Source organism: Streptomyces sp. DH10 (assembly GCF_029813805.1).
GTDB classification, from domain to species: Bacteria; Actinomycetota; Actinomycetes; order Streptomycetales; family Streptomycetaceae; genus Streptomyces; species Streptomyces coeruleofuscus.
In genome coordinates this window covers 99,622-125,046 of record NZ_JARVKU010000006.1, presented here as the reverse complement: position 1 = coordinate 125,046, position 25,425 = coordinate 99,622, and the positions used below count along the sequence as shown (strand labels likewise).

At 69.9% G+C, this 25,425-nt stretch carries 17 protein-coding genes and 7 pseudogenes; 6 read left to right on the top strand and 18 right to left on the bottom strand.

All coding sequences use genetic code 11. The features are described 5' to 3' along the window. Nucleotides 1-1,509: 1,509 nt before the first annotated feature. A pseudogene (locus tag QC385_RS14775) lies at nucleotides 1,510-1,692 on the bottom strand (proteasome accessory factor PafA2 family protein); the annotation flags it as partial. 77 nt (nucleotides 1,693-1,769) lie between these two features. Between QC385_RS14775 and prcA the strand changes: the two are divergent. Both prcA and QC385_RS14765 read left to right on the top strand, forming a co-directional pair. Then, nucleotides 1,770-2,143 (top strand): annotated as a pseudogene (gene prcA / locus QC385_RS14770) (proteasome subunit alpha); the annotation flags it as partial. A gap of 105 nt (nucleotides 2,144-2,248) precedes the next feature. Continuing rightward, nucleotides 2,249-2,936, top strand: a pseudogene (locus QC385_RS14765) (tRNA (adenine-N1)-methyltransferase); the annotation flags it as partial. 338 nt (nucleotides 2,937-3,274) lie between these two features. Here QC385_RS14765 and QC385_RS14760 read toward each other — a convergent pair. Beyond that, a pseudogene (locus QC385_RS14760) lies at nucleotides 3,275-3,388 on the bottom strand (ferredoxin); the annotation flags it as partial. A 48-nt stretch (nucleotides 3,389-3,436) separates the two neighbouring features. Further along, a pseudogene (locus QC385_RS14755) lies at nucleotides 3,437-3,658 on the bottom strand (hypothetical protein); the annotation flags it as partial. On the opposite strand from QC385_RS14755, the pseudogene QC385_RS14750 reads away from it, so the two are divergent. After that, a pseudogene (locus tag QC385_RS14750) lies at nucleotides 3,599-3,833 on the top strand (LacI family transcriptional regulator); the annotation flags it as partial. The pseudogenes QC385_RS14755 and QC385_RS14750 sit on opposite strands and share 60 nt — an antisense overlap. 75 nt (nucleotides 3,834-3,908) lie before the next feature. Here the strand turns inward: QC385_RS14750 and arc are convergent. The 9 genes and pseudogenes from arc to QC385_RS14695 all read right to left on the bottom strand — a co-directional run. Further along, nucleotides 3,909-5,129: pseudogene (arc, locus tag QC385_RS14740) on the bottom strand (proteasome ATPase); the annotation flags it as partial. A 33-nt stretch (nucleotides 5,130-5,162) separates the two neighbouring features. Further along, nucleotides 5,163-5,576, bottom strand: a complete 414-nt coding sequence (locus QC385_RS14735; RefSeq protein ID WP_279541763.1) for a hypothetical protein — start codon at nucleotides 5,574-5,576, stop codon at nucleotides 5,163-5,165. Between the two features lie 1,050 nt (nucleotides 5,577-6,626). Next, nucleotides 6,627-6,788, bottom strand: a complete 162-nt coding sequence (locus QC385_RS14730) for a hypothetical protein (RefSeq protein WP_279541762.1) — start codon at nucleotides 6,786-6,788, stop codon at nucleotides 6,627-6,629. A gap of 1,007 nt (nucleotides 6,789-7,795) precedes the next feature. Continuing rightward, nucleotides 7,796-8,455 carry a PASTA domain-containing protein gene (locus QC385_RS14725; RefSeq protein ID WP_279541761.1) on the bottom strand — a complete coding sequence of 220 codons (660 nt, stop codon included), beginning with the start codon at nucleotides 8,453-8,455 and terminating at the stop codon, nucleotides 7,796-7,798. A 401-nt stretch (nucleotides 8,456-8,856) separates the two neighbouring features. Then, nucleotides 8,857-9,066: a DUF6207 family protein gene (locus QC385_RS14720; protein ID WP_279541760.1), complete on the bottom strand. Its 210-nt coding sequence runs from the start codon at nucleotides 9,064-9,066 to the stop codon at nucleotides 8,857-8,859. Nucleotides 9,067-9,396: 330 nt separating this feature from the next. Then, nucleotides 9,397-10,398, bottom strand: coding sequence for a 2-hydroxyacid dehydrogenase (locus tag QC385_RS14710; RefSeq protein ID WP_279541759.1), 1,002 nt, complete (start codon nucleotides 10,396-10,398; stop codon nucleotides 9,397-9,399). A gap of 120 nt (nucleotides 10,399-10,518) precedes the next feature. Continuing rightward, on the bottom strand, nucleotides 10,519-11,580 hold the full coding sequence (locus tag QC385_RS14705; RefSeq protein WP_279541758.1) for an L-idonate 5-dehydrogenase: 1,062 nt from the start codon (nucleotides 11,578-11,580) through the stop codon (nucleotides 10,519-10,521). Between the two features lie 71 nt (nucleotides 11,581-11,651). Next, nucleotides 11,652-12,425, bottom strand: a complete 774-nt coding sequence (locus QC385_RS14700) for an SDR family oxidoreductase (RefSeq protein WP_279541757.1) — start codon at nucleotides 12,423-12,425, stop codon at nucleotides 11,652-11,654. Beyond that, nucleotides 12,422-13,306, bottom strand: a complete 885-nt coding sequence (locus QC385_RS14695; RefSeq protein ID WP_279541756.1) for an NAD(P)-dependent oxidoreductase — start codon at nucleotides 13,304-13,306, stop codon at nucleotides 12,422-12,424. Before QC385_RS14695 ends, QC385_RS14700 begins: the two co-directional genes overlap by 4 nt. 201 nt (nucleotides 13,307-13,507) lie before the next feature. On the opposite strand from QC385_RS14695, the gene QC385_RS14690 reads away from it, so the two are divergent. Then, nucleotides 13,508-14,851 carry an MFS transporter gene (locus QC385_RS14690; RefSeq protein ID WP_279541755.1) on the top strand — a complete coding sequence of 448 codons (1,344 nt, stop codon included), beginning with the start codon at nucleotides 13,508-13,510 and terminating at the stop codon, nucleotides 14,849-14,851. A gap of 160 nt (nucleotides 14,852-15,011) precedes the next feature. Continuing rightward, complete coding sequence (locus QC385_RS14685; RefSeq protein WP_279541754.1) at nucleotides 15,012-16,493, top strand: gluconokinase; 1,482 nt, start codon at nucleotides 15,012-15,014, stop codon at nucleotides 16,491-16,493. A 288-nt stretch (nucleotides 16,494-16,781) separates the two neighbouring features. Here QC385_RS14685 and QC385_RS14680 read toward each other — a convergent pair whose 3' ends face one another. From QC385_RS14680 to QC385_RS14655, 6 genes are all read right to left on the bottom strand, one after another. Beyond that, nucleotides 16,782-18,536 (bottom strand): multicopper oxidase family protein, encoded by a 1,755-nt coding sequence (locus QC385_RS14680; RefSeq protein WP_279541753.1) that lies wholly within the window; start codon nucleotides 18,534-18,536, stop codon nucleotides 16,782-16,784. Between the two features lie 420 nt (nucleotides 18,537-18,956). After that, entirely contained in the window at nucleotides 18,957-20,405 is a 1,449-nt protein-coding gene (locus QC385_RS14675; RefSeq protein WP_279541752.1) for an MFS transporter, read from the bottom strand. Nucleotides 20,406-20,482: 77 nt separating this feature from the next. Beyond that, the gene (gene gnd, locus QC385_RS14670; protein WP_279541751.1) at nucleotides 20,483-21,370 is read right to left on the bottom strand and encodes a phosphogluconate dehydrogenase (NAD(+)-dependent, decarboxylating); all 888 of its coding nucleotides are present in this window, start codon (nucleotides 21,368-21,370) and stop codon (nucleotides 20,483-20,485) included. Nucleotides 21,371-21,373: 3 nt separating this feature from the next. Beyond that, entirely contained in the window at nucleotides 21,374-22,315 is a 942-nt protein-coding gene (locus QC385_RS14665; RefSeq protein ID WP_279541750.1) for an NAD(P)-dependent oxidoreductase, read from the bottom strand. Next, nucleotides 22,312-23,379, bottom strand: coding sequence for an NAD(P)-dependent oxidoreductase (locus QC385_RS14660; RefSeq protein ID WP_279541749.1), 1,068 nt, complete (start codon nucleotides 23,377-23,379; stop codon nucleotides 22,312-22,314). Before QC385_RS14660 ends, QC385_RS14665 begins: the two co-directional genes overlap by 4 nt. Next, nucleotides 23,379-24,332: a cyclase family protein gene (locus QC385_RS14655; RefSeq protein WP_279541748.1), complete on the bottom strand. Its 954-nt coding sequence runs from the start codon at nucleotides 24,330-24,332 to the stop codon at nucleotides 23,379-23,381. Before QC385_RS14655 ends, QC385_RS14660 begins: the two co-directional genes overlap by 1 nt. Nucleotides 24,333-24,512: 180 nt before the next feature. Here QC385_RS14655 and QC385_RS14650 point away from each other — a divergent pair, with 180 nt between their 5' ends. Continuing rightward, complete coding sequence (locus tag QC385_RS14650; protein ID WP_279541747.1) at nucleotides 24,513-25,307, top strand: IclR family transcriptional regulator; 795 nt, start codon at nucleotides 24,513-24,515, stop codon at nucleotides 25,305-25,307. Nucleotides 25,308-25,425 lie beyond the last annotated feature (118 nt).

The following is a 25,425-nucleotide window of genomic DNA, read 5'->3' as shown; positions in this document are numbered from 1 at the left end:
ACGTCAAGTAGCTACGCCGAAGCCCTGACTGGCAGGGGTAGGCGGCTTTGAGGCGTACAGACAGGCTCAGTGCGACGGAGGTGGGCCCCGAGGGGCGCGAAGGGAGAGTGTGAGCGCCGGTGATGCGCGCCGCCGGCGCATGACGTTGAGCGCACTGGTGGTAGTCCAAGCTGTCTCGGCCGTTCCGTGTCTATGCCGCTTCGGGTGTGGAAGCATGAAACGCATGGCGTGGGGGGACGCGCAGGACGAAATACCGGACTTGCAGCGCGAGTTGAGCGACAGTGGCTGCACAGGTGCGGATCGCGTCCGCGTTCTGGACCGCCTGGCAGGGCAGCTGTTACTCCGGCGGCAGGCCACGGAATCCACTGCGGATCTGTACTCAGCCCTCGGGGTGCTGCTGGAAGCGATGATGCTCGCACCGCCCGCCCTCCCTTGGGGCCCTCGTCCGGGGCCCGAGGCGCTGGTCGAGGCCGCCCGCCGCGCGCTGCTCCTCAAGATGGCTCTCGGCCTGCGGTCCGGTGCTCCCGAATCAGCCGGTGCCACCTCCGCCGAGGTGCGAAAGATCCTGTGCCGGTTCGAGGCACCGGAGGAGCGCAGGGCGGCATGCGAATCCTTGGCCGGCCTGCTCACCGCTCAGTTCATGACGACAGGGGACGTCGAGGATCTACGAGCGGTGCTCGACCTGCACGACGAAGGGCTGTCCGGCACCGGCGAGTGGGAGCCAGCTGCGCACTTCGCGCAGGTATGGGCCGGACTGGACGAGGAGTTGCCGAACGATCCCCGCATGAGCCACTCGTGCTTCATCCAGGCCCTGCGAATCCTCGTCCACGCCGCCCAGCACCCCCGTGATGGTCACGGCGATTACGGCGCTCCGCTGCCGGGGCGGCCCCTGCCGCTACCGGCCGTCCTTGTCCTGGTGGCACGAGCAGGGCTGCAGTGGGCCCAGCGCCCGGTGGACATCACGGCCGACGAAGTGCAGGAGGTGATCGACATCATCGAGCCCTGCCGGGACCTCGCCCTCCAGGTCGCCCCGCCCGGGGGAGTCGTCGCCGCGTACCTTTTGCGGGCCCGCCTCGCATCGCTGTACTTCATGCGGTTCAACCGCTCGCCCTCCCGCGAGCACGCCGACGCAGCGGTCGATGCCCACGAGGACCTCGTGGCCAATACCGATCCGCCGGAGGCCCTCCTCATGATCGCCTCCGGAAACGCGAGGATCGGTCGATACGAAGCGTTCGGGACTGAGGGCGATCTGGACGCGGCCGTCGACGAGTTTCGGTCCGCCCTCTCCCTGGCCGCGTCCTCCCCCAGTCAGCGGGCCATGGCAGGCAACGCCCTCTCCGCCGCGTTGTTCACCCGCGCCGCTGTGAACCTTTCGGAGGACGACTGGCACACCGCGGCGGGCCTTCTCCCCGAGCCCGGTGCGGCACGCGCTGCCGACCCCGCTCTGGAGGCCAGCTGGCTCTCCCAGCTCTCCGACAGGTACGCCAAGTCGGTCGACGGGTACCTCTACAAGCGGTATGCGGTGTCCTCCCAGCGGGACAGGACGTCCTTGGTCTGGTCGTCGGCGTCGGCCCCGAAGCGCTCCTCCACGTACTTGCGGGCGAGTTCGTAGTACTCCATCTGAAGCTGGACCGCCGTGAGCGTACGGCCGCTGCGCAGCGTGATCAGGCGTTTCAGGGACGGGTCGTGCGTCTAGATGGTCAAGCTGTTCCAGCCGGAGCTGGAGCACTTCGAGAAGGTGGAGGGCGCGCAGCCCGAGAACCCGTCCCGCGCTGCACAAGTTCAGCGAGATCTACGACCGGATCGGCTTCGCCGCCGCGGGCAAGTACAACGAGTACGAGAACCTGCGCATCGGACGCGTGCGCTATGCCGACCTGCGGGGTTACACCTACACCGGGACGACGTCACCGCCTGCGGCCTCGCCAACGTCTACGCCCAGACGCTGGGCACGATCTTCTCCTCCGCGGCCGAGAAGCCGTACGAGGTGGAGCTGGTCGTCGTCGAGGTCGGCGAGACACCGGAGGGTGACCAGATCTACCGGCTGCCGCACGACGGCTCGATCGTGGACGAGCAAGGCTCCATCACGGTCGGCGGCAACGCCGAACAGATCAGCACCTACATCAACCAGCGCCACGTTCCAGGTCGCCAACGCCTGCGTGGCAACAATGCACCGGGCCCGCCGTGCTGGGGCTCCCAGGCCGACGTGCAGCCCGCTGGACCTTACTTCTACAGCCACAAGGCTGGTCACATGTCCGAACCGACCGGTGCCGCCCGCAGGCGCGGGCCCTTCAAGGTCGGGGACCAGGTACAGCTGACCGACCCCAAGGGCCGCCACTACACGTTCACGCTCGAGGCCGGGAAGAACTTCCACACCCACAAGGGTTCCTTCCCGCACGACGAACTGATCGGCGCTCCCGAGGGCAGCGTTGTCCGCACCACGGGAAACGTCGCCTACCTCGCGCTGCGCCCCCTGCTCCCCGACTACGTTCTGTCCATGCCCCGCGGGGCAGCCGTCGTCTACCCGAAGGACGCGGGGCAGATCCTCGCCTTCGCCGACATCTTCCCCGGCGCCCGCGTCGTCGAGGCCGGCGTCGGCTCGGGCTCGCTCAGCAGCTTCCTGCTGCGCCATCGGCGACCAGGGCATGCTGCACAGCTACGAGCGCCGCGCGGACTTCGCCGAGATCGCCCAGGCGAACGTGGAGCGCTACTTCGGCGGCCCGCACCCCGCCTGGCAGCTCACCGTCGGCACCCGGACCGTCGAGTCCATCCGCGAGATCGGCTGCTTCAACGAGCCGACCTCCTGGGAGACGATGATCCGCAACTGGCACATCGAGGGCCTGGCCGTCCGCCCGGACCACAGGATGATCGGCCACACCGGCTTCCTGCTCACGGCCCGCCGCCTCGCCGACGGCGTCGGGCCGCCCATGCGCCGCCGCCCGACGCCGTCTACGTCCTCACCCGCTCCGCGGACGCCGGCAGCGCGCCCCGCGTCGTCGCCACCCTCGTCAACCCGAAGGAGCGCATCACCGTCCAGGGCCTCTCCGTACAGGACGGAGCCGTCCTCGCGGACCTGCTCGGCTACTCGTCGTCCGATGTGCCCAGTTGCTGCGCGGATGTGAAGGACAGTGCCAAGTGGGAGTGGAAGAACAGCGCGTTCGTCCGCTCGACACCCGCCGGTGCCCCGCAACGCCTGAGCCGTGCAACCGGCCTGTGCGAGAAATCAGACAGCGGTAACGGTTCGTAGCCATACGGTCACTCAACGTCCGGATCGATTTCAACCTTGCCCCGAAACCCGCCGTACGTGGATGCACTCGCCCAGGCACTCCTTCGCCGAGTCGATCACGTCCGTGAGAAGCGGCAGCTGTACGGGCGTCGCCGCACCCATCGCCGTCGACCTGCCGTCGACCAGCCCGTCCGCACCCTCCACCAGGTCTCGCACGACGAGACCGACGGTGTCGGCGCTGCCGACGGCCGAGTACTCGTCGGCCGGGAAGAGCTTCTCGATGTCCCGCTGCGCGATGACGTTGCCCATGGTGGCCCGCCAGTCACCCGCGAGCCCGACACCACCCGGGAACGTGACGGCGACAGTGGTCGTCCCATGCGGCGCCTTGATCACACCCTGTGCCGGGACGTCGCCCAGGTCGCGGGCGTGTCCCAGGCCGAACGGGTCCGCGAGGCCGCCCGGGAGCTGGGCTACCGCCCCAATCTCCGCGGCCCGGAAACTGCGGCTGGGCCGCACCTGCACGGTCCTTCTCGTGGTCCTCGCGCTGACACGGAGTTCTTCGCCGACGCGTGTCGCCGCCGAGCACGGTTTCGGTGTCGTCCTGTACCCCGGTTTCCCACTCCATCAGGTAGTGCTGGTGTGTGCCGTAGGAGGCGCCCTTGTTGTCGGTGTTGTTCTTCTAGAGGTGGATCGGCTGGGCGCCGGGGAGCTGGGCCGCGCGTTCGGCCGCCTCGGCGTCCGGACGCTCGATCTTGATCTTCACGTCCAGTCGGCCGGGACGCAGGATGGCGGGGTCGATCATGTCCTCACGGTTGGAGGCACCGATCACGACCACGTTCTGCAGGCCCTCCACGCCGCCGATCTCGGCGAGCAGCTGCGGGACGATGGTGTTCTCCACGTCCGAGCTGACACCGGAGCCACGGGTGCGGAAGAGGGACTCCATCTCGTCGAAGAAGACGATGACGGGGGTGCCCTCGCTGGCCTTCTCTCGGGCCCGCTGGAAGACGAGGCGGATCTGCCGCTCCGTCTCACCGACGTACTTGTTCAGGAGCTCGGGGCCCTTGATGTTGAGGAAGAAGCTCTTGCCCTGGGCCTGGCCGGTCACCTCGGCGACCTTCTTGGCCAGCGAGTTGGCCACGGCCTTGGCGATCAGGGTCTTACCGCATCCGGGGGGCCCGTACAGCAGGACGCCCTTCGGCGGCCGCAGTTCGTGCTCCTTGAACAGGTCCGGGTAGAGGTACGGGAGCTCGACGGCGTCGCGGATGGCCTCGATCTGGCCGCCGAGGCCGCCGATCTGCTCGTAGCCGATGTAAGGGACCTCTTCGAGGACGAGCTCCTCGACCTCGCTCTTGGGCACGACCTCGTAGACGTAGCCGGAGCGGGGTTCGAGCAGGAGGGCGTCGCCGGGGCGGATGGTGACGTCCAGCAGCGGCTCGGCGAGCCGTACCACCCGCTCCTCGTCGGTGTGCCCGAGCACCAGGGCTCGCTCGCCGTCCTCGAGGATCTCCTTGAGGGTGACGATGTCGCCGACGCGCTCGAACTCCATCGCGTCGACCACGTTGAGCGCTTCGTTGAGCATCACTTCCTGGCCGCGCCGGAGCTCGTCGAGCTCGACGCTGGGGCTGACGTTCACCCTGAGCTTGCGGCCGCCGGTGAAGATGTCGGCGGTGCCGTCCTCGTTGGCCGTCAGGAAGACACCGAAGCCGGCCGGCGGCTGCGCGAGCCGGTCGACTTCCTCCTTGAGGGCCACGATCTGGTCACGGGCCTCACGGAGCGTGTTGGCGAGTCTTTCGTTCTGTGCGGACACGCCGGCCAGATTGGTCTGAAGCTCGACGATCCGCTCTTCGAGAATCCTCGTGTGTCGCGGAGAGTCGGCGAGCTTTAGTCGCAGCACGGCGATCTTCTCTCGTGTGATCAGCGTGAGGCGCGGCGGCGGACGTCAGCGGAGGTGGACTCGGCGACGCCTTCTCAGGAGCAGGATGGACGCGAAGAGGATGCCGGTGAGCAGGAGGGGGACCAAAGGGCCGGAGGGGCTCGCCTCGAGGACGGCAGGTTGAGTGTGCTGCTGGAGTTGTGGGGTCTGCTGGAGTTGCTGCGCGGCAGCGGCAGCGGTGTACGGCGCCTGCCAGTCGAACAGTGTTGGTACCGCGATACCTGCCAGAGCACCCACGATGGTGACGATCTCGATGATCGGCAATTTCAAGATCAGAGCGGCGACGGCAGTCAGACCACACAGCGCCAACATGATCCCGCTGTAGAGCAAGATCGTTCCCATCCCCGGACGAAGCCGGTTCCAGAGGATTACGAACGGAGCCACGGGAACCAGGCAGCCGCCGGTGTCGGTCAAGGACATGCCACCAAGCAACAGCGCTAGGACAAGTGCGAACAGACCCGTGATCACGACTGCGTACGCGACCGCGGCACTGATAGACCCCGGCTCAGCCCGGAGTGTACTAGTGTGCCTCATTGGGAATCCCCTTTCATGGGAGCCTTCCCGAGAGCTGGCCGCTCTGTTCTTTGGCGAGACGTGCGGCCGGCTCTCGGCGTTTTTCGTGGAACCCGCGAATCGACACTTTGCGAGTCGGTGCTGAAGAGCCTAGAGGGGCTGATGTCGGCAGCCCTTCTGGGCTGTCATGGTCCTCACCACCTCCAAGGGGAGCTGGACGCTTCCAGACCCTACCTGGGCGGGTGTCAATTGAAACCCCTAGATCACGAAGACGGTCGGGGTGTGCCCGATCTTCACCCTTGCGTTCTTTCTCACGCCAGAGGAATACCCACCGGACATGATTGGGGAGCGGGCGGAGGTAGGGGCGAAGTGTTCAACACCCGCTCGACCTGCTGGTATATCGACTTCTCGGCAGCAAACGGCAGGAGAAAAAAGACCGGGCAGCACGGGGACGAGGTCTACGGCGAAGTGCTGCAGGTCTGAAATGATCTGAACAAGCGAAGGGTCTGCGCGCAGTACGCGCCCAAAGTCTTCGAGCTGGACATCGAGGGCCTGGCTTGTGTGAAGAGCCCCGATATTGCCTCCGCGAAGGAGTGCTTGGGCAACTGCATCCATGCAGTTGCCGATTTCCGGCGGTGACAATGTTTACAGAAAGTAACGCACCGCATACTTTCTGCACCGCTCGGGTGGGTCTAGCCGAGCGGGGTTGGGTCATTATCTTCAAACGAAGGCACAAGCCCCCGTAACCCCCGCAACGAGCCACACCCCCATCGGGTCACGCTCGCACCCAGGCCAGCGCTGCGGCCGGCCGCGGCAGGCCGCAGCCGGCCGCTTCACCCGCCGTGCTGCGCCGCACCGCTTCCGGCGTCCGGGCCGTCCTCACTGGCGGCCGGTCCGGCCATCTGCGTAAGGACGTACCAGAGGCGGTCGGCGCTGCCGGGCGGTGGCGGGGTCGAGTTAGCCGCGCCACTGTGCATACCGGGACCGGTCGGCCAGCGGCGGCCGCGCCCGCCCCGATCCGGTCGGCTCGGCCGCGGTGAGCTCCACCCACACCATCGCCAGCGGCCCCGCCAGCAACTCCCGCGCGCACCGGCCCACTTCAGCTTCAGCCCTGCGCACGGCCAAGAGCTCCTGCATCTCCACCAGCCGCGCCCGATGCCGACACGCCCCGCGCACCCCGCCGACCCCCGAACTCGGCGGGCAGCGGCAGCTGACAGGGCGCCCCGCACACCTCACACGCCCGCCCCACGGCCCGCCGCTGCGCCGCGGCGGCCAGCTGCCGACCGCTCGCCGCGGTGGGGGCGGACTCGGCGACGGCGTACAGGGCGAAGGTCTGCTTCTTGCCCCGCCATGGCGTCGCGGACGTAGGCGCGGACGGTACCGCCGGGACGCCGGGGAGGGTCGGCATCGGCCAGCCGGGTCTGGGTCACCAGCCCCGCCGGAACGTCGCTCCAGCGGTCGTACTCCGCGGGCCGGACCTCATCCGTCACGGCTGCCGCAACGTCCCGCCATGAGCAGCGGCCTCTCCAGCCGCCCGCGTTACTTGTCTTTTCCGGAACCCGTAACACCCTCAATCGGGATTCCCTTTCGACTGACGTGCCGTCAATTCACCTCGAGCCATTTCCTGACATCCCGTAATCCGTAACGGAATACGTATTTAATTCGCAAGAGGTCTGGTGTCCTGAGCCAAGCAGGTCCGCTTGAACTGATGTATCGTCAAATAGCGACGATGCGGCACCGGTTGTCGATGCCGGAGGCAGGCCCACCTCTCCACCTATCACAGGGCAACCGGGCCCCGGAGGGGCCCCGTTGTCTCTCCCGGTATTCCGTGGTTTACCTTTCTCCATGGAATACCAATCAAATTCCCTCGAATCAGGGAATCGGAGATTCCTCCTGAAATCCCGCCCGCCAAACGGGCATGACAAACCATCAACTTCCCCCCCACCACCCAACGTACAACAAACCCAAAGCAACCCCATAGTTTGTGCCGGAGGCACAAACCCCTCTCTCCGCCCTTTCAGTGCCAGAGGCACGCATGATGATTCGAGGACTTGAGGCCAGGCGGATTCAGGTCGATTAAGCATCGTGCTGAGTAATCGGCATCTCCAGCGCCAACCTGCAGGGCATCAGCAAGACTCTTCGAACTTCACCGCGTTGAGCGTCACGGGCTGGCCTTCGAGCTTGGTGCCTGCGGAGGGGTTCTGGGAGCAGACCTTCCAGTTGGACTCGATGGCGATGATGCGGCCTTGTCCGGAGGCGTCGTTGACGGTGATGCTGGTGCTGGGATCAAGGGCCTCGCGGGCGACCTTGACGGACTTGCCCTTGAAGTCGGGCATCGTCGATCCGGGGGTCTCGGTCTTGGCGCCCTGGTCTGTGGCGGGGCAGGTCTCTTCGAGTTTGACTACGGCGAAGTCGACCTTGGTGTTGGTGGGGTGCTCGCCAGCTTTCGGGGTCTGGGAGCAGACCTTCCATTCGCGGTCCAAGATCTGGTTCCGGCCGCGGCCGAGGGCGTCGTGTGAGGCCAGGTTATAGAAGCCTGCATCTTGTGCCTGGTCCTGTGCGGACTGCAGCCCTTTACCGATCATGTCCGGAAGGGAGGCGGTCGCAGCGTCGGTGGTGGTCTCCCGGGTGGCCGTAGGTCTGTCAGTCGGGGTGTTGTTCTGCGTAGTAGCGGGCTTGTCGGCAGGGGTGCTGTCCTGGCTGGTGCCGTTGCCCCCACACGCGGTGAGGCTGGCCAGTGCAGTGAGGCAGACCGCGGCGAGTGTGGTGCCTACGCGGGTTTGCATGATCCCCCCAAGGGGCGTGCGTTGGCGAAGGTCAGCTTGAGTGACGTACGGGGACTGTGAGACGCATAGGGCATTTCTAGGCAAAATATTCGATTTCATGATAATCCTCAGCCGAGTCGACGCTCACGCGCCAGGGATCAGAACCTGATGGAGGCGGAGACAGAACTGGCCGGAGGTCAGTCATGCGAGGGTGGTGCCGATCGAACTAAGGGCGTCCCAGAAGGTTTCTGACATGGCGGAGATTCTGGCCCCACCCCGTACGGCCGCACATCAGCGGCTCCGGCCGGAGCTGCCCGACCCCGAGCAGACCACCAGGTAGACCGACTGCACGCTGCCGCCGCCAGCCCCGACAATGAATCCGACCACGGTTGGTCAGCGGGGCGTGACCGCCTCCCGCAGGGCTACGCGTCGGGCTCCTGACGCAGGTCCAGGAAGCAGCTCAGCCGTACACCGGGCTCGCCGGGCTCCCGAGTCGTACGGTCCGCCGGCGCGATGGCGCACCGTGCGGCGAGCAGCTCCTGGATTGCGAGCGCGGTTTCATCATCGGCGGCCGCGATCTCCACTACGGCCAGACCCGGCTCTGCCACATGCGCTTCGTTGATCGGTCTCATGAAGGGCACTACGCGCTGGACGACCGCCGAGGTTCTCCGATCCGGCAGTGTTCATCCGACCGAATTCGGAGCCCGGTTCACGCGAATTCCTGCTCCGCTGCTCCGCCTGTCCGTTACCCGGTCGCAGAGTGCCTTCGGTGGGGGTCCAGCCGGTAGTCGGGACAGTCGCGGTTCTGACATGGGCCCGGGCCCCACACGGGAACGAATACGCCGAGGGTCTTGTGGCGGTGGACTGCGGCCGGCACGGATTTCTTGCACGTCGGGCATACGTAAGCTTTGGGCTTGCGCTTTATGTCCGCCTGCGAGAAGGCGGGACTCGTCGGATAGGACTCACTGCTCGGGCAGGCTCGGGGTGCCGGGCAGCGGGGTGAGTGCGGGGTGGCCTTCCAGGACCGCTTCGATGTTGCGGGCGGCGAGTTCCACCATGCCCGCGCGGGTCGCCTCGGTCGCCGAGCCCACGTGGGGCAGCACCACGAGGTGCGGTTCGTTGAGCAGGGGGTCCGACGGGTCCGTACGCGGCTCGTCGGTCATGACGTCCAGTCCCGCCGAGTGCAGATCCCCGCCGCGCAGCGCCATGAGGAGGGCTTCCTCGTCGACGACCCCTCCGCGGCCGGTGTTGACGACGGTCGCGGTCGGTTTAATCAGGGCGAGTTCGGCCTTGCCGATCATGCCCTTGGTCTCATCCGTCAGCGGCGTGTGCACCGATACCACGTCGCTGGTGCGCAGCAGTTCGTCGAACGGCACCCAGCGGGACAGCTCGTCGTCCTCCCTGCGCCGCGGGTGGTGGTGCTGTACGCGCATGCCGAAGCCGGCGGCCCTGCGGGCGACGGCGCGGGCGATCTGGCCGTAACCGATCAGCCCCAGGGTGGCGCCGTGCACGTCGAGGCCGAGGAAGGCGTCCATGCGGAAGGCGCCCCATGCGCCGCGGTGCAGCGCGTCCATGCCGGCCGGGAGGCGGCGCCGGGCCATCAGGATCAGGGCCATGGCCACGTCGGCGGTGGTGTCCGCCAGCACGTCGGGGGTGTGGGTGACGACGATGCCGCGTTCGGCGGCGGCCGCGACGTCCACGCCGTCGTAGCCCATCGACGCCAGGGCCACGACCCGCAGATCCGGTCCGGCCGCGTCGAGCAGCGAGGCGTCGACGCGGTCGCTGCCGAGGACGAGCAGGCCCTCGCAGCCGCGTACGACTCCGGCCAGCTCGGCCGGTGTCGGAGGCTGCGGGCCCGTCCACGCGGTGACGTCGAAGCGGGTGGCGAGGTGCCCGACGCCGGCTCCCGGAAGGGCGGTGCGGCTGACCGCCACGCGGGGGCGTCGAACGGAAGTGCCGGACATCGTGAACTCCTGACTGCACGGGGAATGAGGCGACCGGGGGACGGTGAGCGAGGCCGATGGCGCACGGCGGTGGTCGGTCGCTCACCTGCGGTTCGGGAGGCTGTGTGTGGGTTCGCCGCGTCAGGCCACTCCCGGCTCACCGAAGTCGAGCAGCACCTTGCAGGAGCGGGCAGGGTCGGCCGCGAGCTCGAACGCCTCCTGCATGTGGGCCACCGGCAGTACGGAGGTGACCACCGGCTCGGCCGGGAGGCGGCCGTCGGCCAAAGCGGGGAGGACCTCGATGAGTTCGGTGTCGAAGCGGAAGGAGCCGACGAGCCGCAGTTCGCGTGTGATCAGCGCGTTCGCGGCCACCGGAGTGTCCCCGGGCGGCAGCAGGCCAAGGCCCACGACGAGGCCGCCCCGGTCGACGCCGTACATGCAGGTGCGCAGTCCGGCCGGGTTGCCGGAGGACTCGATCGCCAGGTCCGCGGCGAGTTGGTCCAGTCCGTCGCCGGCGTCGACCCGTACAGCCGAGGTGGCACCCACCTGCTTGGCGACGGCCAGAGGAGCCTCATGCACATCGGTCACGGTGATCTCGGCGGCACCGGCGGCCCGCAGCGCCGCGACCACCAGGCAGCCGATGGGGCCTGCGCCGGTGACCAGCACCCGCTTGCCGCGCACCTCGCCGGCCTGGCGTACGGCGTGCCAGGCGACCGCGGCTGGCTCGGCCACCGCGGCCAGCCGGAGGTCCAGGCCCTCGGGCAGCGGTAGCACCCGCTCGGCGGGCACGACGAGGACGTCGGCGAAGCCGCCCTGGACGTGGGGGTTGCGGGCGGCGCTGCCGAGGTAGCCGGTGTCCAGGCAGGTGTTGTGTCGGCCGGAGAGGCACTGCCGGCACCGGCCGCAGGACGCCAGTGGGTGCACGGCCACCGGCGTGCCCGGCGGTGGCGCCTGGGTGCCGGGGCCTGCCTCGCGGACCCGGCCCACTATCTCGTGGCCCAGGACCAGTGGTTCGCGGAGCCGGAACTCCCCGACCGCTCCGTGGCGCCAGTAGTGCAGGTCGGAGCCGCAGATGCCGCCGTACCGGATGTCGACCGCCACCTCGCCCGGACCCGGTACCGGGATTGGCCGCTCCTCCAGGCGCAGGTCGCCCGCGCCGTGCGCCACCACGGCCCGCATGGTCGCCGATTCCCTGTCGTTCATGTCCTTGTCCCGCTCTCTGCCGAACGGCTCGGCTGCTTCGATTGGTTGCGTGCGATGGGTGGGGGTGTGGGTCAGACGACCGCGGTGAGTCCGCCGTCGACGGCGATCACCTGGCCGTTGACGAAGTCCGACGCCGGCGCCGAGAGCCACACCAGCGTGCCGGCCAGGTCCTCCACCGAGGCCCAGCGGCCGGCCGGGGTACGGCCCCGGATCCACGAGTCGAAGGCGGGGTCCTCCACCAGTGGGCGGGTCAGCTCGGTCACCACATAGCCGGGGGCGAGCGCGTTGACGGTGATCCCCGATCCGGCCCACTCCGCGCACATACCGCGGGTCAGCATCGCCAGGCCGCCCTTGGAGGCCGCGTAGGCGGCGATGCCGGGCCGGGCCAGCCAGGTCTGGACGGAGCAGATGTTGACGATCTTGCCGTGACCGCGTTCGACCATCCCGGCAGCGACCGCGCGGCCGACGAGGAAGGCGCTGGTGAGGTTGGTGTGCAGCACCCGCTCGAAGTTCTCCGCCGAGACCTCCAGCAGCGGCTCACGGTGCTGCACACCGGTGTTGTTGACGAGGATGTCCAGCGGGCCGATACCGTCCTCGATCTCCCGGACGGCGTGTCGTACGGCCGCCTCGTCGGTGACGTCGAAGGCAGCGGCGTGCACCTTGGCCGCGGTGCGCTCGGCCAGCTCCTCCCGGGCGCGCTCGAGTGCTGCGGTGTCGCGGCCGTTGAGGACGACTTCGGCGCCCGCTTCGGCCAGTCCGGTGGCCAGGGCGGCCCCGATGCCCTTGCTGGAGCCGGTGATCAGGGCGCGGCGGCCCGCGAGGTCGAACAGGGCGGAAGCCTTCACGGCCGTACCTCCAGGGGTGCGTAGTAGTGCATCAGCGCGGCGTTGTCGGCGGCGCCGTGCCCGGCCGCGGCGAGCCAGCGGTGCAGTTCGGCGACGGCGGTGGTGACGGGGAGCGGCACACCGGCCGAGCGCGCGTAGTCGCGGGCGGCCTCCAGGTCCTTGACCATGTTGCTGACCCGTCCGGTGGGGGAGAGGTCGGCCTCCGCGAACTTGACGAAGAACTCCTGCAGCAGCGCCGAGTCGGCCCTGCCTCCGCTGAGCGCGGCGAGAACCTGCCGGGGCGACAGTCCGGCAGCCCGCACCAGGGCGGCCGCCTCGGCGAGCGCGGCGAAACCGACGCCGACCAGCACCTGGTTCACGGACTTCACCAGCTGACCGGAGCCGGCCGGGCCGAGATGCGTCAACCGGGAAGCCACCGCACCGAGGACCGGCAGCGCGCGCTCGACATGCTCCTCCTCCCCACCGAGCATCAGGGTCAGCTCACCGCGCTCGGCACCCGGCGCGCCGCCGGACAGCGGGGCGTCGACCCAGCCGGCGCCCAGCTTGGCGGCGCGTTCGGCGAACTCCCGGGTGCGTTCCGGGTCGATGCTCGACATGTCGATCAGGAGGACACCGTCCGGTGCCGCGCTCAGCACGCCGTCCGGCCCGAAGACCACCTGCTCCACGATGTCGGCGGTGTTGAGGGAGAGGATCACCACTCCGGAGCCGGCCAGCAGGGCCGGCGACTCGGCGGTGAGGGCCCCGTTCTGGGTGAGTTCGGCGACCGCTGCCGGCCGAATGTCGTAGACACGCACCGCGCGTTCGCGCCTGAGCAGTCGGCGGGCGATCGCGGAGCCCATGACTCCCAGCCCGGCGATGCCTACGTCTGTATGTCCTGACACCCGACCTCCTGAACCGAATACTGTCATGAGTACAGCATATTGGACCCATGGAGTATGGGTGAGCAATCTTAGTGCCGCAAGCAGGCGGCTGGTCGCCAGTCGTGAACAGCATATTGGCATCAGTGCCGCATGCTGTTACGGTCCCCGTCGTCCCCAGATGAACGGCGTGTGACGCGTCCCTAAGACGGAAGGGCGGCATCCATGACGGTGCCCACGACGACCTCCTCCCCGCCCGCCGAAGGCGACAGCACCCACACGACCCCGGGGTTGCGCCGTGCCCTTCTCACGAGTTCGGTGGGCAGCGCCCTGGAGTACTACGACTTCGCCATCTACGGCATCGCCTCGGCGCTGGTGTTCAAGCACCTCTTCTTCCCCGGGCTCGGCGAAGCCGTCGGGCTCGTAGCCATCTTCGCCACCTATGCGGTCGGCTTCGTCGCCCGTCCTCTCGGCGGTCTCTTCTTCGGCTCGCTCGGCGACCGGCACGGCCGCAAGACGGTGCTGGTCGTCACCGTCGCGCTGATGGGCGGGTCCTCCTTCGCCATCGGGCTCCTGCCCACCTACCACACCGCAGGCATATGGAGCCCGATCCTGCTGATGCTGCTGCGGCTGTTGCAGGGCTTCGGCGCCGGAGCCGAACAGGCGGGCGCCTCCACCCTGATGGCCGAGTACGCACCGCCCCACAGGCGCGGTTACTACGCCGCTCTCCCCTTCGTCGGCATCCAGGTCGGCATGCTGCTCGCCACCGCCCTGTTCATCCCCCTGGCGCAGCTCGACGAGGACGTCCTGTTCGGCTGGGTGTGGCGGGTGCCCTTCCTGTTGAGCGCGGTGCTGATCCTGGTCGCTGTCTACATCCGGCTGAAGCTCGAGGAGAGCCCCGCCTTCGCACAACTGGAGGAAACCGGAGAGGTCAGCCAGCGCCCGTTGCGCGACCTCATGGTCAAGAGCCGCCGCAATCTGTTCATCACCTTCGGGCTGCGGATGGCCGAGAACGGCACCTCCTACCTGTACTCCACCTTCAGCATCAGCTACGTCACCGCCGTGGTCGGCGTCTCCTCGTCCGTCGGCCCGCTCGCGGTGGCCTGCGCCTCGCTCGCCGGCATCGTCACCATTCCGCTGTTCGGCATGCTGTCCGACCGGATCGGACGTGTCCCGCTGTACCGCTGGGCAGCGCTTTTCCAGGCCCTGTTCGCCATCCCCGCCTTCGCGTTGATGAGCACCGGCAACACGGTGCTGATCTGCGTAGTGATCACCGTCGGAATCGGCGTGGGCGTGAACGGCATGCTCGGCTCCCAGTGCGCCCTGCTGGCCGAGCTGTTCGGCGCGCGGCACCGCTACACGGGCGTGGCCATCGGCCGGGAGTTCAGCGCGATCATCGCCGGTGGTATGGCCCCGCTGCTGGGCGCGGCGCTACTGCTGGCCTTCAACGACTCCTGGTGGCCGCTCGCCGGTTACGTGATCTTGCTCTCTCTCATCACCTTTCTGACGACCTTCGCCACACCCGAGACCCGCGGACGGGACCTCACCGACCCTGCTGACGCCCGCTGACCTCGCCCCGGAACCGCCCGCCCCGCGCCCTTGATCCCCCTGCCGGGACGCGGGGCGGGCACCCAAGGCCGGTCACGCGGCCGCCCGCCCGTTGGCACTCCAGCCATCCCTTGCAAGAGCCACCCGGGGCGTGCCCGGACAAGCCGAAACGGAGACCGCGATGAACGACGCCGGCGAAGTGGTGCTCGGCATCGACCTCGGCACCACCGCCACCAAGGTGGTCGCCGTGGACGCCGATTACCGCCCGGTGTCCACCGTCGAACGCCCCGCCCCCCTGCACACCGGACGGAACGGCGAAGCCGTTCACGACCCCGTCACCGTGCTGGCCGGGGTGACCGACGCGGTGCGGGAGACCGCCGAGCACTGCGCGCACCTCGGGCTGACCGTCCGGGGCCTGTCCTTCAGCGCGGCCCTGCACACCCTGCTCGCCCTCGACTCCTCCGGCGAACCCCTCACCCCCGCCCTGAGCTGGGCCGACACCCGTGCGGCCGACATCGCCCGACGACTGCGGGCCGAGGGCGCGGACGAACTCCACCAGGCGACTGGCACCCCGGTGCACCCCATGTCTCCGTTCACCAAGCTCATCTGGTTCGCCACACACGAACCGGACGTTCTCCGGCGTGCGACCGTATGGTGCGGGATGAAGGACTACGTCCTGTCCCGGTTCACAGGCCGACGCGTCACCGACCACTCCTGCGCCTCCGCCACCGGGCTGTGGGACCTCCGTACCACCGACTGGCATGGGCCCGCGCTGGAAACCGCCGGAGTGTCCGCCGAACGGCTGCCCGAACTCGTGCCGCCGACGGCCGCGTTCCCGCTGCTGCCCGAGCCGGCCGCCGAACTGGGTCTGCCCGCCGGGCTGCCGGTGGTCGCGGGCGCCGGAGACGGGCCGCTCGCCAACCTCGCCGTCGGCGCCATCACCCCCGGTACGGCCGCGCTGTCGCTCGGCACCAGCGGCGCGCTCCGCGTCGTACGCGACCGACCGGGCGTGGACGACAGGTGCCGCGTCTTCTGCTACCACCTCGCCGACGGATTGTGGGTGCTCGGCGGAGCGGTCAGCAACGCCGGAGTCGTCGCTCAGTGGGCCGCCGAGTCCTTCGGCGGCATCGACGTGGCCGACCTCCTGAAGGAAGCGGCGGAGGTCGCGCCCGGTTCCGAGGGCCTCGTCGCGCTGCCGCACCTCCTCGGCGAACGCGCCCCCTGGTGGGACCCCGACGCTCGCGGTGCCCTCATCGGACTGCGGCACGTGCATGACAGGGCCCATGTGACCCGGGCGATGATCGAGGGCGTCGGGCAGCAACTGGCCCTGGTCCGGGACTCGGTGGTCGCGGCCGGGGCGCCGGTCGCCTCCGTGCGGGCCACGGGCGGAGCACTGCGGTCGTCGCTGTGGGCGGAGATCGTCGCGGCGGCCCTCGACATGCCTCTGGGAATCACGGACGATACCGCCGGTTCGGGATTCGGCGCCGCGCTCCTCGGCTGGCGTGCGCTGGGCGCCGTGCCCGACCTGTCCGCCCTGCCCGTCGGCGTCTGGTCCCGTCCTCACCGCACCGTCTCGCCGAACCCGGTGGCCGTGCGGCGGATGGTCGATGCCCGGCCTCGGGTCGAGCAACTGTACGCGGTGCTGCGGGAGCTCTCCGCGTAGCGTCCCTACCTGGGGCGCCCACCGTTGCACGTACGGCACCTCGGCGGCCCCGGCCGCCGCCGTGCAGCCGCCGTCAGGTTCACGCCGGGCCGTCAGGCCCCGTGAGCCTGACGGTCTCGTCGCGTTTGCCGTGTCGCTGTGCTTCGCGGAGGACGGCCGAAGTCACTGCGCCCCGAAGGCCGCCACTGCCAGACAGCCGGTCCTCGACCGACTCCGGGCGCTTGTTGCCTAGGCGTCCGCAAAGTCCCGCCTGCCCCGCGGCGGGCGACGGGACTCTACGGACACGTCCTAGTGGTGATCCATGCTGCCCGACGAGCCCGCGCCCGTCTGCGTCATGCACGCCATGACGTGGTGGATCTGCTCCGGCAGCACGACGAACTGCCGCATCATCCCCATGTCCTCGTGCTCGAGCATGTGGCAGTGGTAGACGTACTTGCCCGAGGTGTCGCCGAAGTACCCGGCGACGGTGACCAGTTCGCCGGCGTTCGCCCGCACGGTGTCCTTCCAGCCCTCCTCGGCGGGTGAGACGGTGCCGGTGCCGGTCCACGCCACCGGAGTGGCGGTGCCGCAGCCGAGGCTCCCGTCGTCCATGGTGAAGATCTTGAAGCCGCTGACGTCGTAGGTCTGCCGCTCCAGGATCTGGAAGCTGGTCGTGTGGATGTGCATCGGGTGCGCCCAGCCGGAGGGTGCCACGTGCAGGAAGCGCCACCGCTCCCAGCTGCGGGCCCGGACGAAGAAGCGCACGGGGTCGTAGAAGTCCGAAGCGGTGCGGCGGTAGGTGGTGACGCCGCCGTCTCTCTCCTGCACCTGCACGACGCCGTCGGCCGGCAGCGTGTCGGGGACGTCCTCGGTCTTCTCCATCTCCCAGCACAGCGCCTGGCCCGGACCCTGCGGCGTCAGAACCACGAGGCGGTCGCTGTGCTCCGGGAGGTTGCTCTCGGTGAGCCGCTTGTAGCCGCGCGAAAGCTGTTTGGGCAGCACGAACGGGTCACTCACCCGGGCGGAGGACACCCGGAACTCCATCACCTGCGGCCACGGTCCCGGATCCGGGTTGCCGTTGGTGTTCACCAGCCGCAGCCGCCGGCCCTGGAAGGCGGAGAAGTCGATCAGCAGGTCCGCGCGCTCAGCGGCGCCCAGGGTGACGCCGTCGTCGACGGGGACCGGCCGCGGCAGTAGCCCGTCGTCCGTGCCGATCTGGTGGACGCTGCCGGTCGGCACGGGCTTTCCGTCCTCGTCGATGAGCGCGAGCCGGTACTGCCGGGTGTTGGCGCCGTTGACGACCCGGAAGCGGTACCAGCGGGGCTTCACATCCAGGTGCGGCCAGATGGTGCTGTTGACCATGGTGAACGGGCCGGTGAATCCACGCAGCCACAGCAGGGGTTCGCTCTGGATGACCGCGGTCTTGTGCAGCAGGCGGCCGGTGAGGTTGCCGTCGTCGTCGGTCTCCAGATTGCGGTCCGCCAGCAGCAGCGGCACCTCGTAGGGGCCGCTCGGCAGACCCAGGGCGTCCTCCTCGTCGTCGCGGATGATGTACATCCCCTGCAGCCCGGCCATCACGTTCCACGCGGTGACCGCCATGGCGTGGTCGTGGTAGAAGAGCGCTGACGCCGGTTGGTCGTTGAGGTACTCCGCCAACTGCGCGGCACCCGGCGCCAGGACGTTCTCCGGCCAGCCGTCGTTGCCGCTGCCGGTGAGGGCACCGTGCAGGTGCGTCACGGGCCACGGGCGCAGGTTCTGTACCTCCGCCATGGGCGCGACGCCGTCGCGGCCCGGCTGGTCCCACACGGGCGGGGTCTGCTTGACGTTCGGCACCTGCACCGCCGTCAGCGGTATCGTGCCGGTCAGTCTGTTCACCCAGGCGACGCGCAGCCGCTCGCCCCGGCGGACGTCGATGGTCGGTCCCGGCGCGTGCCCCTCGTACGCCCATACCGCCGTGGGCGGGAGCTGCGAGTGCAGGGAGACCGTCGCCGTGCGCATCTCCACCGTGAGGTGGTGGACGCCGTCGGCCCCGCGCGTCGGGCGGGCGGTCGGCGGGATGGTCAACGGGTCCAGGAAGGGCGTAAGTTCCCTGACGGGGCTCGGCGCGCCGCCCGCTGGGTGCGCCGGGCTCGAAGCGTCGGAGGTGAAGGCCGCGGCCGGGGCCGCGGCGGTGGCCGATACGGTGGTACTCGATGCGGCGGCCCCTTCCGGAGCGCCGCTTCCCGCGGCGGACGCGCCGGTGGCCGACGCGGAGCCTGCGGTGGTGGCCACCGTGACACCGGCGGCCGCGGTGAGCAACGTCCGGCGCCGAAGCGCCGGAGGCGGTGAGGAGGCTGTGGTGTCGTCCGTGTCGTCGATCCGGCGTCTGTGACCTCTTTGACCCGGCTGATCTGTCTGACCTTCGTGCGTGGACATACAACCTCCTGAGGTTGTGAAGGTGACGGTTGCGGTGGTGTGTTGGTGGTGCGGCCCGGCGGACGCGGCTCAGCGTGCCGAGCGGTCGGACACCCGGCGCGGAGGGCCGGCCGGGTGGACGGGTGGGGAGCCGGTGACCGACGATCCCGCGTCGGGCGCCAGACGTACGGCCTCGGCGACGGCGGCCAGCGGGAGCAGCGCGAGCAGCATGAACGCCATCTGGTACGGCGCTGCGGGCCCCCGCAGGCCGACGAGTGAGGAGAGCGGGCCGGCGGCCCGCAGGGCGAGTGCCGCGAAGGCCACGCCCATACCGGTCGCCAACTGCTGGACGGTGCTGGAAAGGGCGTTGGCGGTACTGGTCCGGTCCGGTTCGATGTCGGCGAAGGCGATCGTGGTGTAGCCGCTCAGCGAGATGGATCGGCACACACCGCCGATGAACAACGCGGCGACCACGGCCGCCATCGGTGTCCCGGTGCCGATCAGTCCGCACAAGACGAAAGTGACCGCCGTCGCGGCCCCGTTGACCACCAGCACCCGCCGGAAGCCGAAGCGCCGCAACAACGGCGTGGTGAACGGTTTGACGGCGATGTTGCCCGCGAAGACGCCGATGAGCGCCAGGCCCGACGCGGCGGCGCTCCAGCCGAAGGCTCCTTGGAACATCAGCGGCAGCAGGAACGGCACCGTGGTGATCGCGGCGCGGAACAGCGCCCCGCCCGCGTTCGAGACGAGGAAGGTCCGCACCCGCAGGGTCCGCAGATCGATCAGCGGATGCCGGGCGCGCAGCAGATGACGGGCGGCCAGCGCGCACAGCAGCGCCCCTGCGGCTGTCGTGCCGCCCGCGACGGCCCACTCGGGCGGCTGCGCGCCGAGGAGCTCCATGCCGTAGACCAGCGCGGCGACCCCCGACCCGCCGAGCACGAAGCCCACCAGGTCCAGCGGCGGGCGGTCCGCCTCACGCAGCCCGTCCGGGATGAGCCGCAGGGCGAGTACGAGGGCCAGCGCACCGAGCGGCACGTTGACCAGGAAGATCCAGCGCCAGGAGGCGTAGGTGGTGAACAGGCCGCCGAGCACGGGCGCCAGCACGGGGGCGACCAGCCCCGGCCAGGTGAGGTAGGCAACCGCGCGCAGCAGGTCCGGCTTGGCGGTGCCGCGCAGCACCACGAGCCGCCCGACGGGCACCATCATCGCGCCGCCCGCGCCCTGCACTACCCGCATGGCTACCAGCTCCGGGAGGCTGGCGGCGGTGGCGCACAGCAGTGAGGCCACGGTGAACAGGCCGATGGCCCAGGTGAAGACCCGGCGGGCGCCGTAGCGGTCCGCGGCCCACCCGCTGACGGGGATCAGGACGGCGACGGTGACGAGGTAGGCGGTCATGGTGACGCCGATGTCGACCGGGCGGACGTGCAGCGAGGCGGCCATGTCCGGGGCAGCGGTGGAGATGACCGTGCCGTCCAGGAACTCCATGAAGAAGGCCCCGGCCACCAGCAGGGCAGCTGCCCGGCTGTTCCCTGCGCGCATCCGCGCATCCTTCCGGCGAGCGTGTACGCCGGGCCCGGGCCCAGTCGGCGCGGGACCCGGACCTGGCTGCTGGGCGGTCAGTTACTGCCGGTGCCGGCCGCGTGGACGGCGTGGCCGCCGAACTGCTGCCGCATCGCCGCGAGGGCCTTCAGCTGGGCGGCGTCCGGCTTGCGTGAGGCGAACCTGGCGTAGAGCGCGGCGGTCATGGCGGGCGCGGAGACGGCGAGGCGCACGGCCTCCTCGACCGTCCACCGGCCCTCCCCGGAGTCGTCCACCCGTCCGGACAAAGAGGCCAGTTCCGGGTCCGCCTCCAGGGCCCGCACCTGCAGGTCGAGCAGCCAGGAGCGCACGACCGTGCCGTGCCGCCAGGAGGCGAGCACCTTCGGCACGTCGGGCACGAACTCGCTGGCATCCAGCAGCTCGTAGCCCTCGGCGAGGGCCTGCATCATGCCGTACTCGATGCCGTTGTGGACCATCTTGGCGTAGTGGCCCGCGCCGACCGGACCGGCATGGACGATGCCGTTCTCCTCCGGGGCCAGTGACTGAAGCAGGGGCCAGACCTGCTCCACGTGTTCGTCCGCGCCGCCGCACATCACCGCGTAGCCGTTCTCGCGGCCCCAGACGCCGCCGCTGACGCCGCAGTCGACGTAGCCGATGCCGTGTTCGGCGAGCAGCGCGGCGTGCTCGGTGTCGTCGCTGAAGCGGGAGTTGCCGCCCTCGACGACCACGTCGCCGGGAGAGAGCAGACCCGCGAGCTGCCGCAGGGCGTCACGAGTCGGGTCGCCCGCCGGGAGCATCAGCCACACCACACGCGGGGCCGCCAGCTTCGAGACGAGTTCCTCGAGGGTGTCGACGTCGCGGTCGGGATTGGTGCGGGCGTAGCCGAACACCTCGTGCCCGCGGTCGCGCCAGCGCGCCGCCATGTTGCCGCCCATGCGGCCCAGTCCGACGATTCCTACCTGCATGGTTCAGTCCTTCGCGTCGTACGGGTGCGGGTTCTTGAGGGCACCCGCGGGGTCGGTCGTGTCGGTGGCTGCGCGCAGCAGCTTCAGGACGACGCTGTTGTCGTAGTCGCCCAGGCCCTGGGACTCGACGGCCGCGTACAGCCGGGTGACGGTGTCGGCGAGGGGGAGCGAGACCCGCTCGTCGGCGGCGCTGTCCTGCACAAAGCCGAGGTCCTTCAGCAGGTAGCGCGCGGGCCCGGAGGGGGTGAAGTCGCTTTCGGCGAGGTGGTGGTGCTTCTGGGCGAGCACCTCCGAGCGGGCGAGACCGCCTGCCAGTACGTCCAGCACCGCATCGGTGTCCAGCCCGCCGCGCTCGGCGAGCAGTACCGCCTCGGCGAGGGAGACGAGCGTCCCCGCTACGACGAGCTGGTTGCACGCCTTGGTGAGAGAACCGGCGCCGACTCCGCCCATGCGACGTACCGTCCCGCCCATGGCCGTCAGGTACGGCAGAACCCTTTCGTAGGTGGCCGGTTCGGCACCCGTCATGATCGACAAGGTGCCTTGCGCGGCGCCGGTGACACCGCCGCTGACGGGGGCGTCGACGACCGTGACGCCGCTAGGGGTGAGGTCGTCGGCGAGGGTCCGGATCCGGACGGGGGAGACGGTGCCCATCACCACCAGGGTGTCCATCGCCCGCTCGGGCGGGGCGAGGAGACCGTCCTCGGCTTGGAGCAGCGCCTCGACCTGCGGGAGGTCGGGCAGCATCGTGATGACCACGGATGCGGCGGCGGCCACCTCCGCCGGGTCGGCGGCGGTACGGCAGCCGGCGGCGCCGGCCGTTTCCAGTGCCGGGCGGCTGCGGTTCCAGGCGATGACGTCGAACCCGGCCCCGGCGAGGTTGGCCGCCATCGGCAGGCCCATCGCGCCGAGTCCCAGGAAGCCGACCGACTCCGGCGCGACCGTCACGAGGAGACCCCCAGCGGGGCCGGGCCGTCGGCCGCCAGCGCCGCCAGCCGTTCCTTGACGGCGGCCAGGCCGAGGGCGTCGCGATTGACGACGAAACGGGGGGCGCGTCCTTCGGCGATGTCGAGGATCGCCCGCACGGCGCTGCCGCCGTTCCCCGCCGACATCTCGTCCGTCCAGGCCAGCGCATGCGGGCTCAGGATGACGTTGTCCATGGTCAGCAGCGGGTTGTCCGCTGCGGGCGGCTCGCTTTCGAACACGTCGAGGCCCGCGGCGCGGATGCGGCCCACGCGCAGGGCCTCGATCAGCGCGGCCTCGTCGACGATGGGGCCCCGGGCGACGTTGAGCAGGACGGCCGAGGGCTTCATCAGGGCGAGCCGGCGGGCGTCGACCAGGTGCCGGGTCTCCTCGGTCAGCGCGCACATCACGATCACCGCGTCGGCCTCGGCCATCACCGTGTCGACGTCCGCCAGCCGGGCGCCGAGCCGTTCCGCGGTGGCCGGCGGGCAGTACGGGTCGTAGGCGATGATCTCGACGCCGAACGGGCGGAGCAGGTCCACCAGGTCGCCGGCGGTGTTGCCGAGCCCGAGCAGGCCGACGCGGCGGCCGGTCAAGCCCTGGCCCATCCACTGCTCCTTCTCGGCCCAGCGTCCCCCGCGCACCAGCCGGTCCTTGGCGACCAGGTTGTGCTGGACGGCCAGCAGCAGGGCTAGCGCGGCGGTGGCGACGGGGCGGCGGGCGCCGTCGGGGGTGATGGTGACCAGGGCGCCGTGCCGGGTGCAGGCGTCGAGGTCGACGGTGTCGTAGCCGACGCCGAAGCGGGCGAAGAGCAGGGGCGGCCGGGTAGCCCCGGCGAAGGTGCGCTCGGTGACGGCGGGCGCGGCGAACAGTACGGCGTCCAGTCCGTCGACGTCGGCGGCGAGGAGTTCGCCGGTGGTGCGCGGCAGGTAGTGCCAGTCGACGCCGGCGGCGTCGAGTTCGCCGAGTCGGATGTCGCCCCAGACGTTGCGTCCGTCGGTGTCGAGGAAGTCTCTGCTGACGCCGACGCGGAGGTCACCGTGCCCCATCACAGCACCGCCACCGGGGTGACGGGCGAGCCGGTGCCGCCGGGGACGTTCAGCGGGGCCACGGTCATCAGGAACTCGTGGCGGCCGGCCTCCGCGCAGGCCACGGAGAGCGCTTCCAGGTCGAGGTTGTCCAGCAGCGGCACGCCCATCGCGGTGATCGCGAGCGCGTGCACGGGGGAGGACACCCCTTCGACGGGGGAGGGCCGCACATCGCTGTCGCCGTCACCGCCGAGCAGGGCGATTCCCCGTTCGGCTAGCAGCGGCATGACGTCGACATGGAGGCCGGCGCTGGCGTTGTCCGGGTTCCAGGCGCCGAGCTCCCTGCGGCGGAGGAAGTGGCCGGAGCGCAGCAGCACCGCGTCGCCCTCGCCGATCGTCACGCCGAGCGACTTCTCGGCGGCGAGGACGTCGTCGGCGTGCACGGCCCGGCCGGGCTCCAGCCAGTCGGTGCCGAGGACGGCGGGCATGTCGATCAGTACACCCTTGGTCACCAGGGGACCGAGCGAGAAGACGGAGCCGAAGTGCGCGCCCCTGGCGTCGATGACCTCGGCGGCGGTGCGGCCGTCGTACAGCTGCCCCCGGTAGGCGATGTGGGAGAGCGCGTCGAGGTGGCTGACGCCCTTGCCGTGGTAGTCGACGGCGATGAAGTCCTTGTGGCAGGTGGGCTCGGGGGCCTCGATGTCGCCCAGCTCGGACATGTAGTGCAGGGCCGGCTTGCCGTTGTCCGGGCCGGGCACCGTGTTCCAGGGCAGAGCCATCGGCACGACGGTCCCGGTAAGCACGAGTGCGGTGGCTCGCTGGACGTGCTCGGCGGTCACCCGGTTCCAGGCGCCCCGGTCCGCGGGGGTCCAGCGCCCCCAGGTCTTGAGGGTGTCGAAGAGAGAGTCGAACTCCTCACGCGCGACACGGGGCCCGTTGTCGGGCTCGGAGGGGGGAGGCGGGGAATCGGTCATGTGGTGCTCAGCGCTCCAAGGCTCGGCGGGAGCCGTCGGCCGGCCCGGAAGGCGCGCTACGGTCGGGAATCTTGGGAGACTCGACGGCAAAGCGTGCGCCGACGGCATTGTCGTTCGGGACGGTACGAGGGACAATAACAACATGCTGAACGACGAACAGAATGATGGGTGGAGTTGACGGTGAGCGCAAGCGACCCGGGAAGTCTTGTCCCGGCGGTGACGCGGGCCGTGGCGATCCTGGACACGCTCGGTGAGGCGGAGGGCCGCCCGCTGTCGGTCAGTGAGATCGCGCGTGCCCTGGGCCTGCCAAAGTCCTCGACGGGCAATCTCTGCGCCTCCCTGGAGGCGGCGGGCATGATCACGCGCAACGGCACGGGCTTCGGCCTGGGACGCAAGCTGGTGGAGCTGGGCGGGCGCTATCTCTCCACGGTGGACCAGTTGCGCGACTTCTACGAGCTGTGCCGCCGCAGCGTGCACATCTCCCGGGAGACCGCCAGGGTCGCCGTCCTGGACGGCCTCGACGTGCTCTACCTGGCCAGGTATGACGGCACCCAGCCGCTGCGGCTGACCGCCAACATCGGCGACCGCTTCCCGGCCAACTGCACGGCGACCGGGAAGGCCATCCTGTCCACCCTTGATCCGGCGGTGGCCGAGGACCGGCTGCGCGGCCGTGCCCTGCCCGCGCTCAGCGAGCGGTCCCTCACCGCCCCGGCCGCGTTGCTGGAGGACCTTGCGGCGACCCGGGAGCGGGGCTACGCGATCGACGACGAGGAGGCCACGGCCGGCATCGTCTGCCTGGCCGTTCCGGTCACGGGCTTCCGCACCGACTCCTCCCCCTTCGCGATCAGCGTCACCGTGCTGAAGGCGCGGCTCGACGAAGAGTTCCGCGAGGCGCTGCTCAAGGACCTGCGCACCATCGCAGCGGGGCTGGAGAACCCCATGATCCCGCAGGGGGTGTCCACGAACGGCGGATGACACCGCGCGGGGACGTCGGCATGGCCGCACCCCGCCCACCGACCGGAATCGACGGCGGCCGTACGGATCCTTTCCGTACGGCCGCCGTAACTTTAGGGCAATAAAAGCCTGCGGAAGT

Excerpts from the sequence above, each read along its gene's own strand:
- QC385_RS14660 (WP_279541749.1), bottom strand. The coding sequence starts at position 23,379 with ATGGGGCACGGTGACCTCCGCGTCGGCGTCAGCAGAGACTTCCTCGAC.
- QC385_RS14725 (WP_279541761.1), bottom strand. The coding sequence starts at position 8,455 with ATGCAAACCCGCGTAGGCACCACACTCGCCGCGGTCTGCCTCACTGCA.
- QC385_RS14710 (WP_279541759.1), bottom strand. The coding sequence starts at position 10,398 with ATGTCCGGCACTTCCGTTCGACGCCCCCGCGTGGCGGTCAGCCGCACC.
- QC385_RS14655 (WP_279541748.1), bottom strand. The coding sequence starts at position 24,332 with ATGACCGATTCCCCGCCTCCCCCCTCCGAGCCCGACAACGGGCCCCGT.
- QC385_RS14685 (WP_279541754.1), top strand. The coding sequence starts at position 15,012 with ATGAACGACGCCGGCGAAGTGGTGCTCGGCATCGACCTCGGCACCACC.
- QC385_RS14675 (WP_279541752.1), bottom strand. The coding sequence starts at position 20,405 with ATGCGCGCAGGGAACAGCCGGGCAGCTGCCCTGCTGGTGGCCGGGGCC.
- QC385_RS14690 (WP_279541755.1), top strand. The coding sequence starts at position 13,508 with ATGACGGTGCCCACGACGACCTCCTCCCCGCCCGCCGAAGGCGACAGC.
- QC385_RS14705 (WP_279541758.1), bottom strand. The coding sequence starts at position 11,580 with ATGAACGACAGGGAATCGGCGACCATGCGGGCCGTGGTGGCGCACGGC.
- QC385_RS14720 (WP_279541760.1), bottom strand. The coding sequence starts at position 9,066 with ATGAGACCGATCAACGAAGCGCATGTGGCAGAGCCGGGTCTGGCCGTA.
- QC385_RS14735 (WP_279541763.1), bottom strand. The coding sequence starts at position 5,576 with ATGTCCTTGACCGACACCGGCGGCTGCCTGGTTCCCGTGGCTCCGTTC.
- gnd (WP_279541751.1), bottom strand. The coding sequence starts at position 21,370 with ATGCAGGTAGGAATCGTCGGACTGGGCCGCATGGGCGGCAACATGGCG.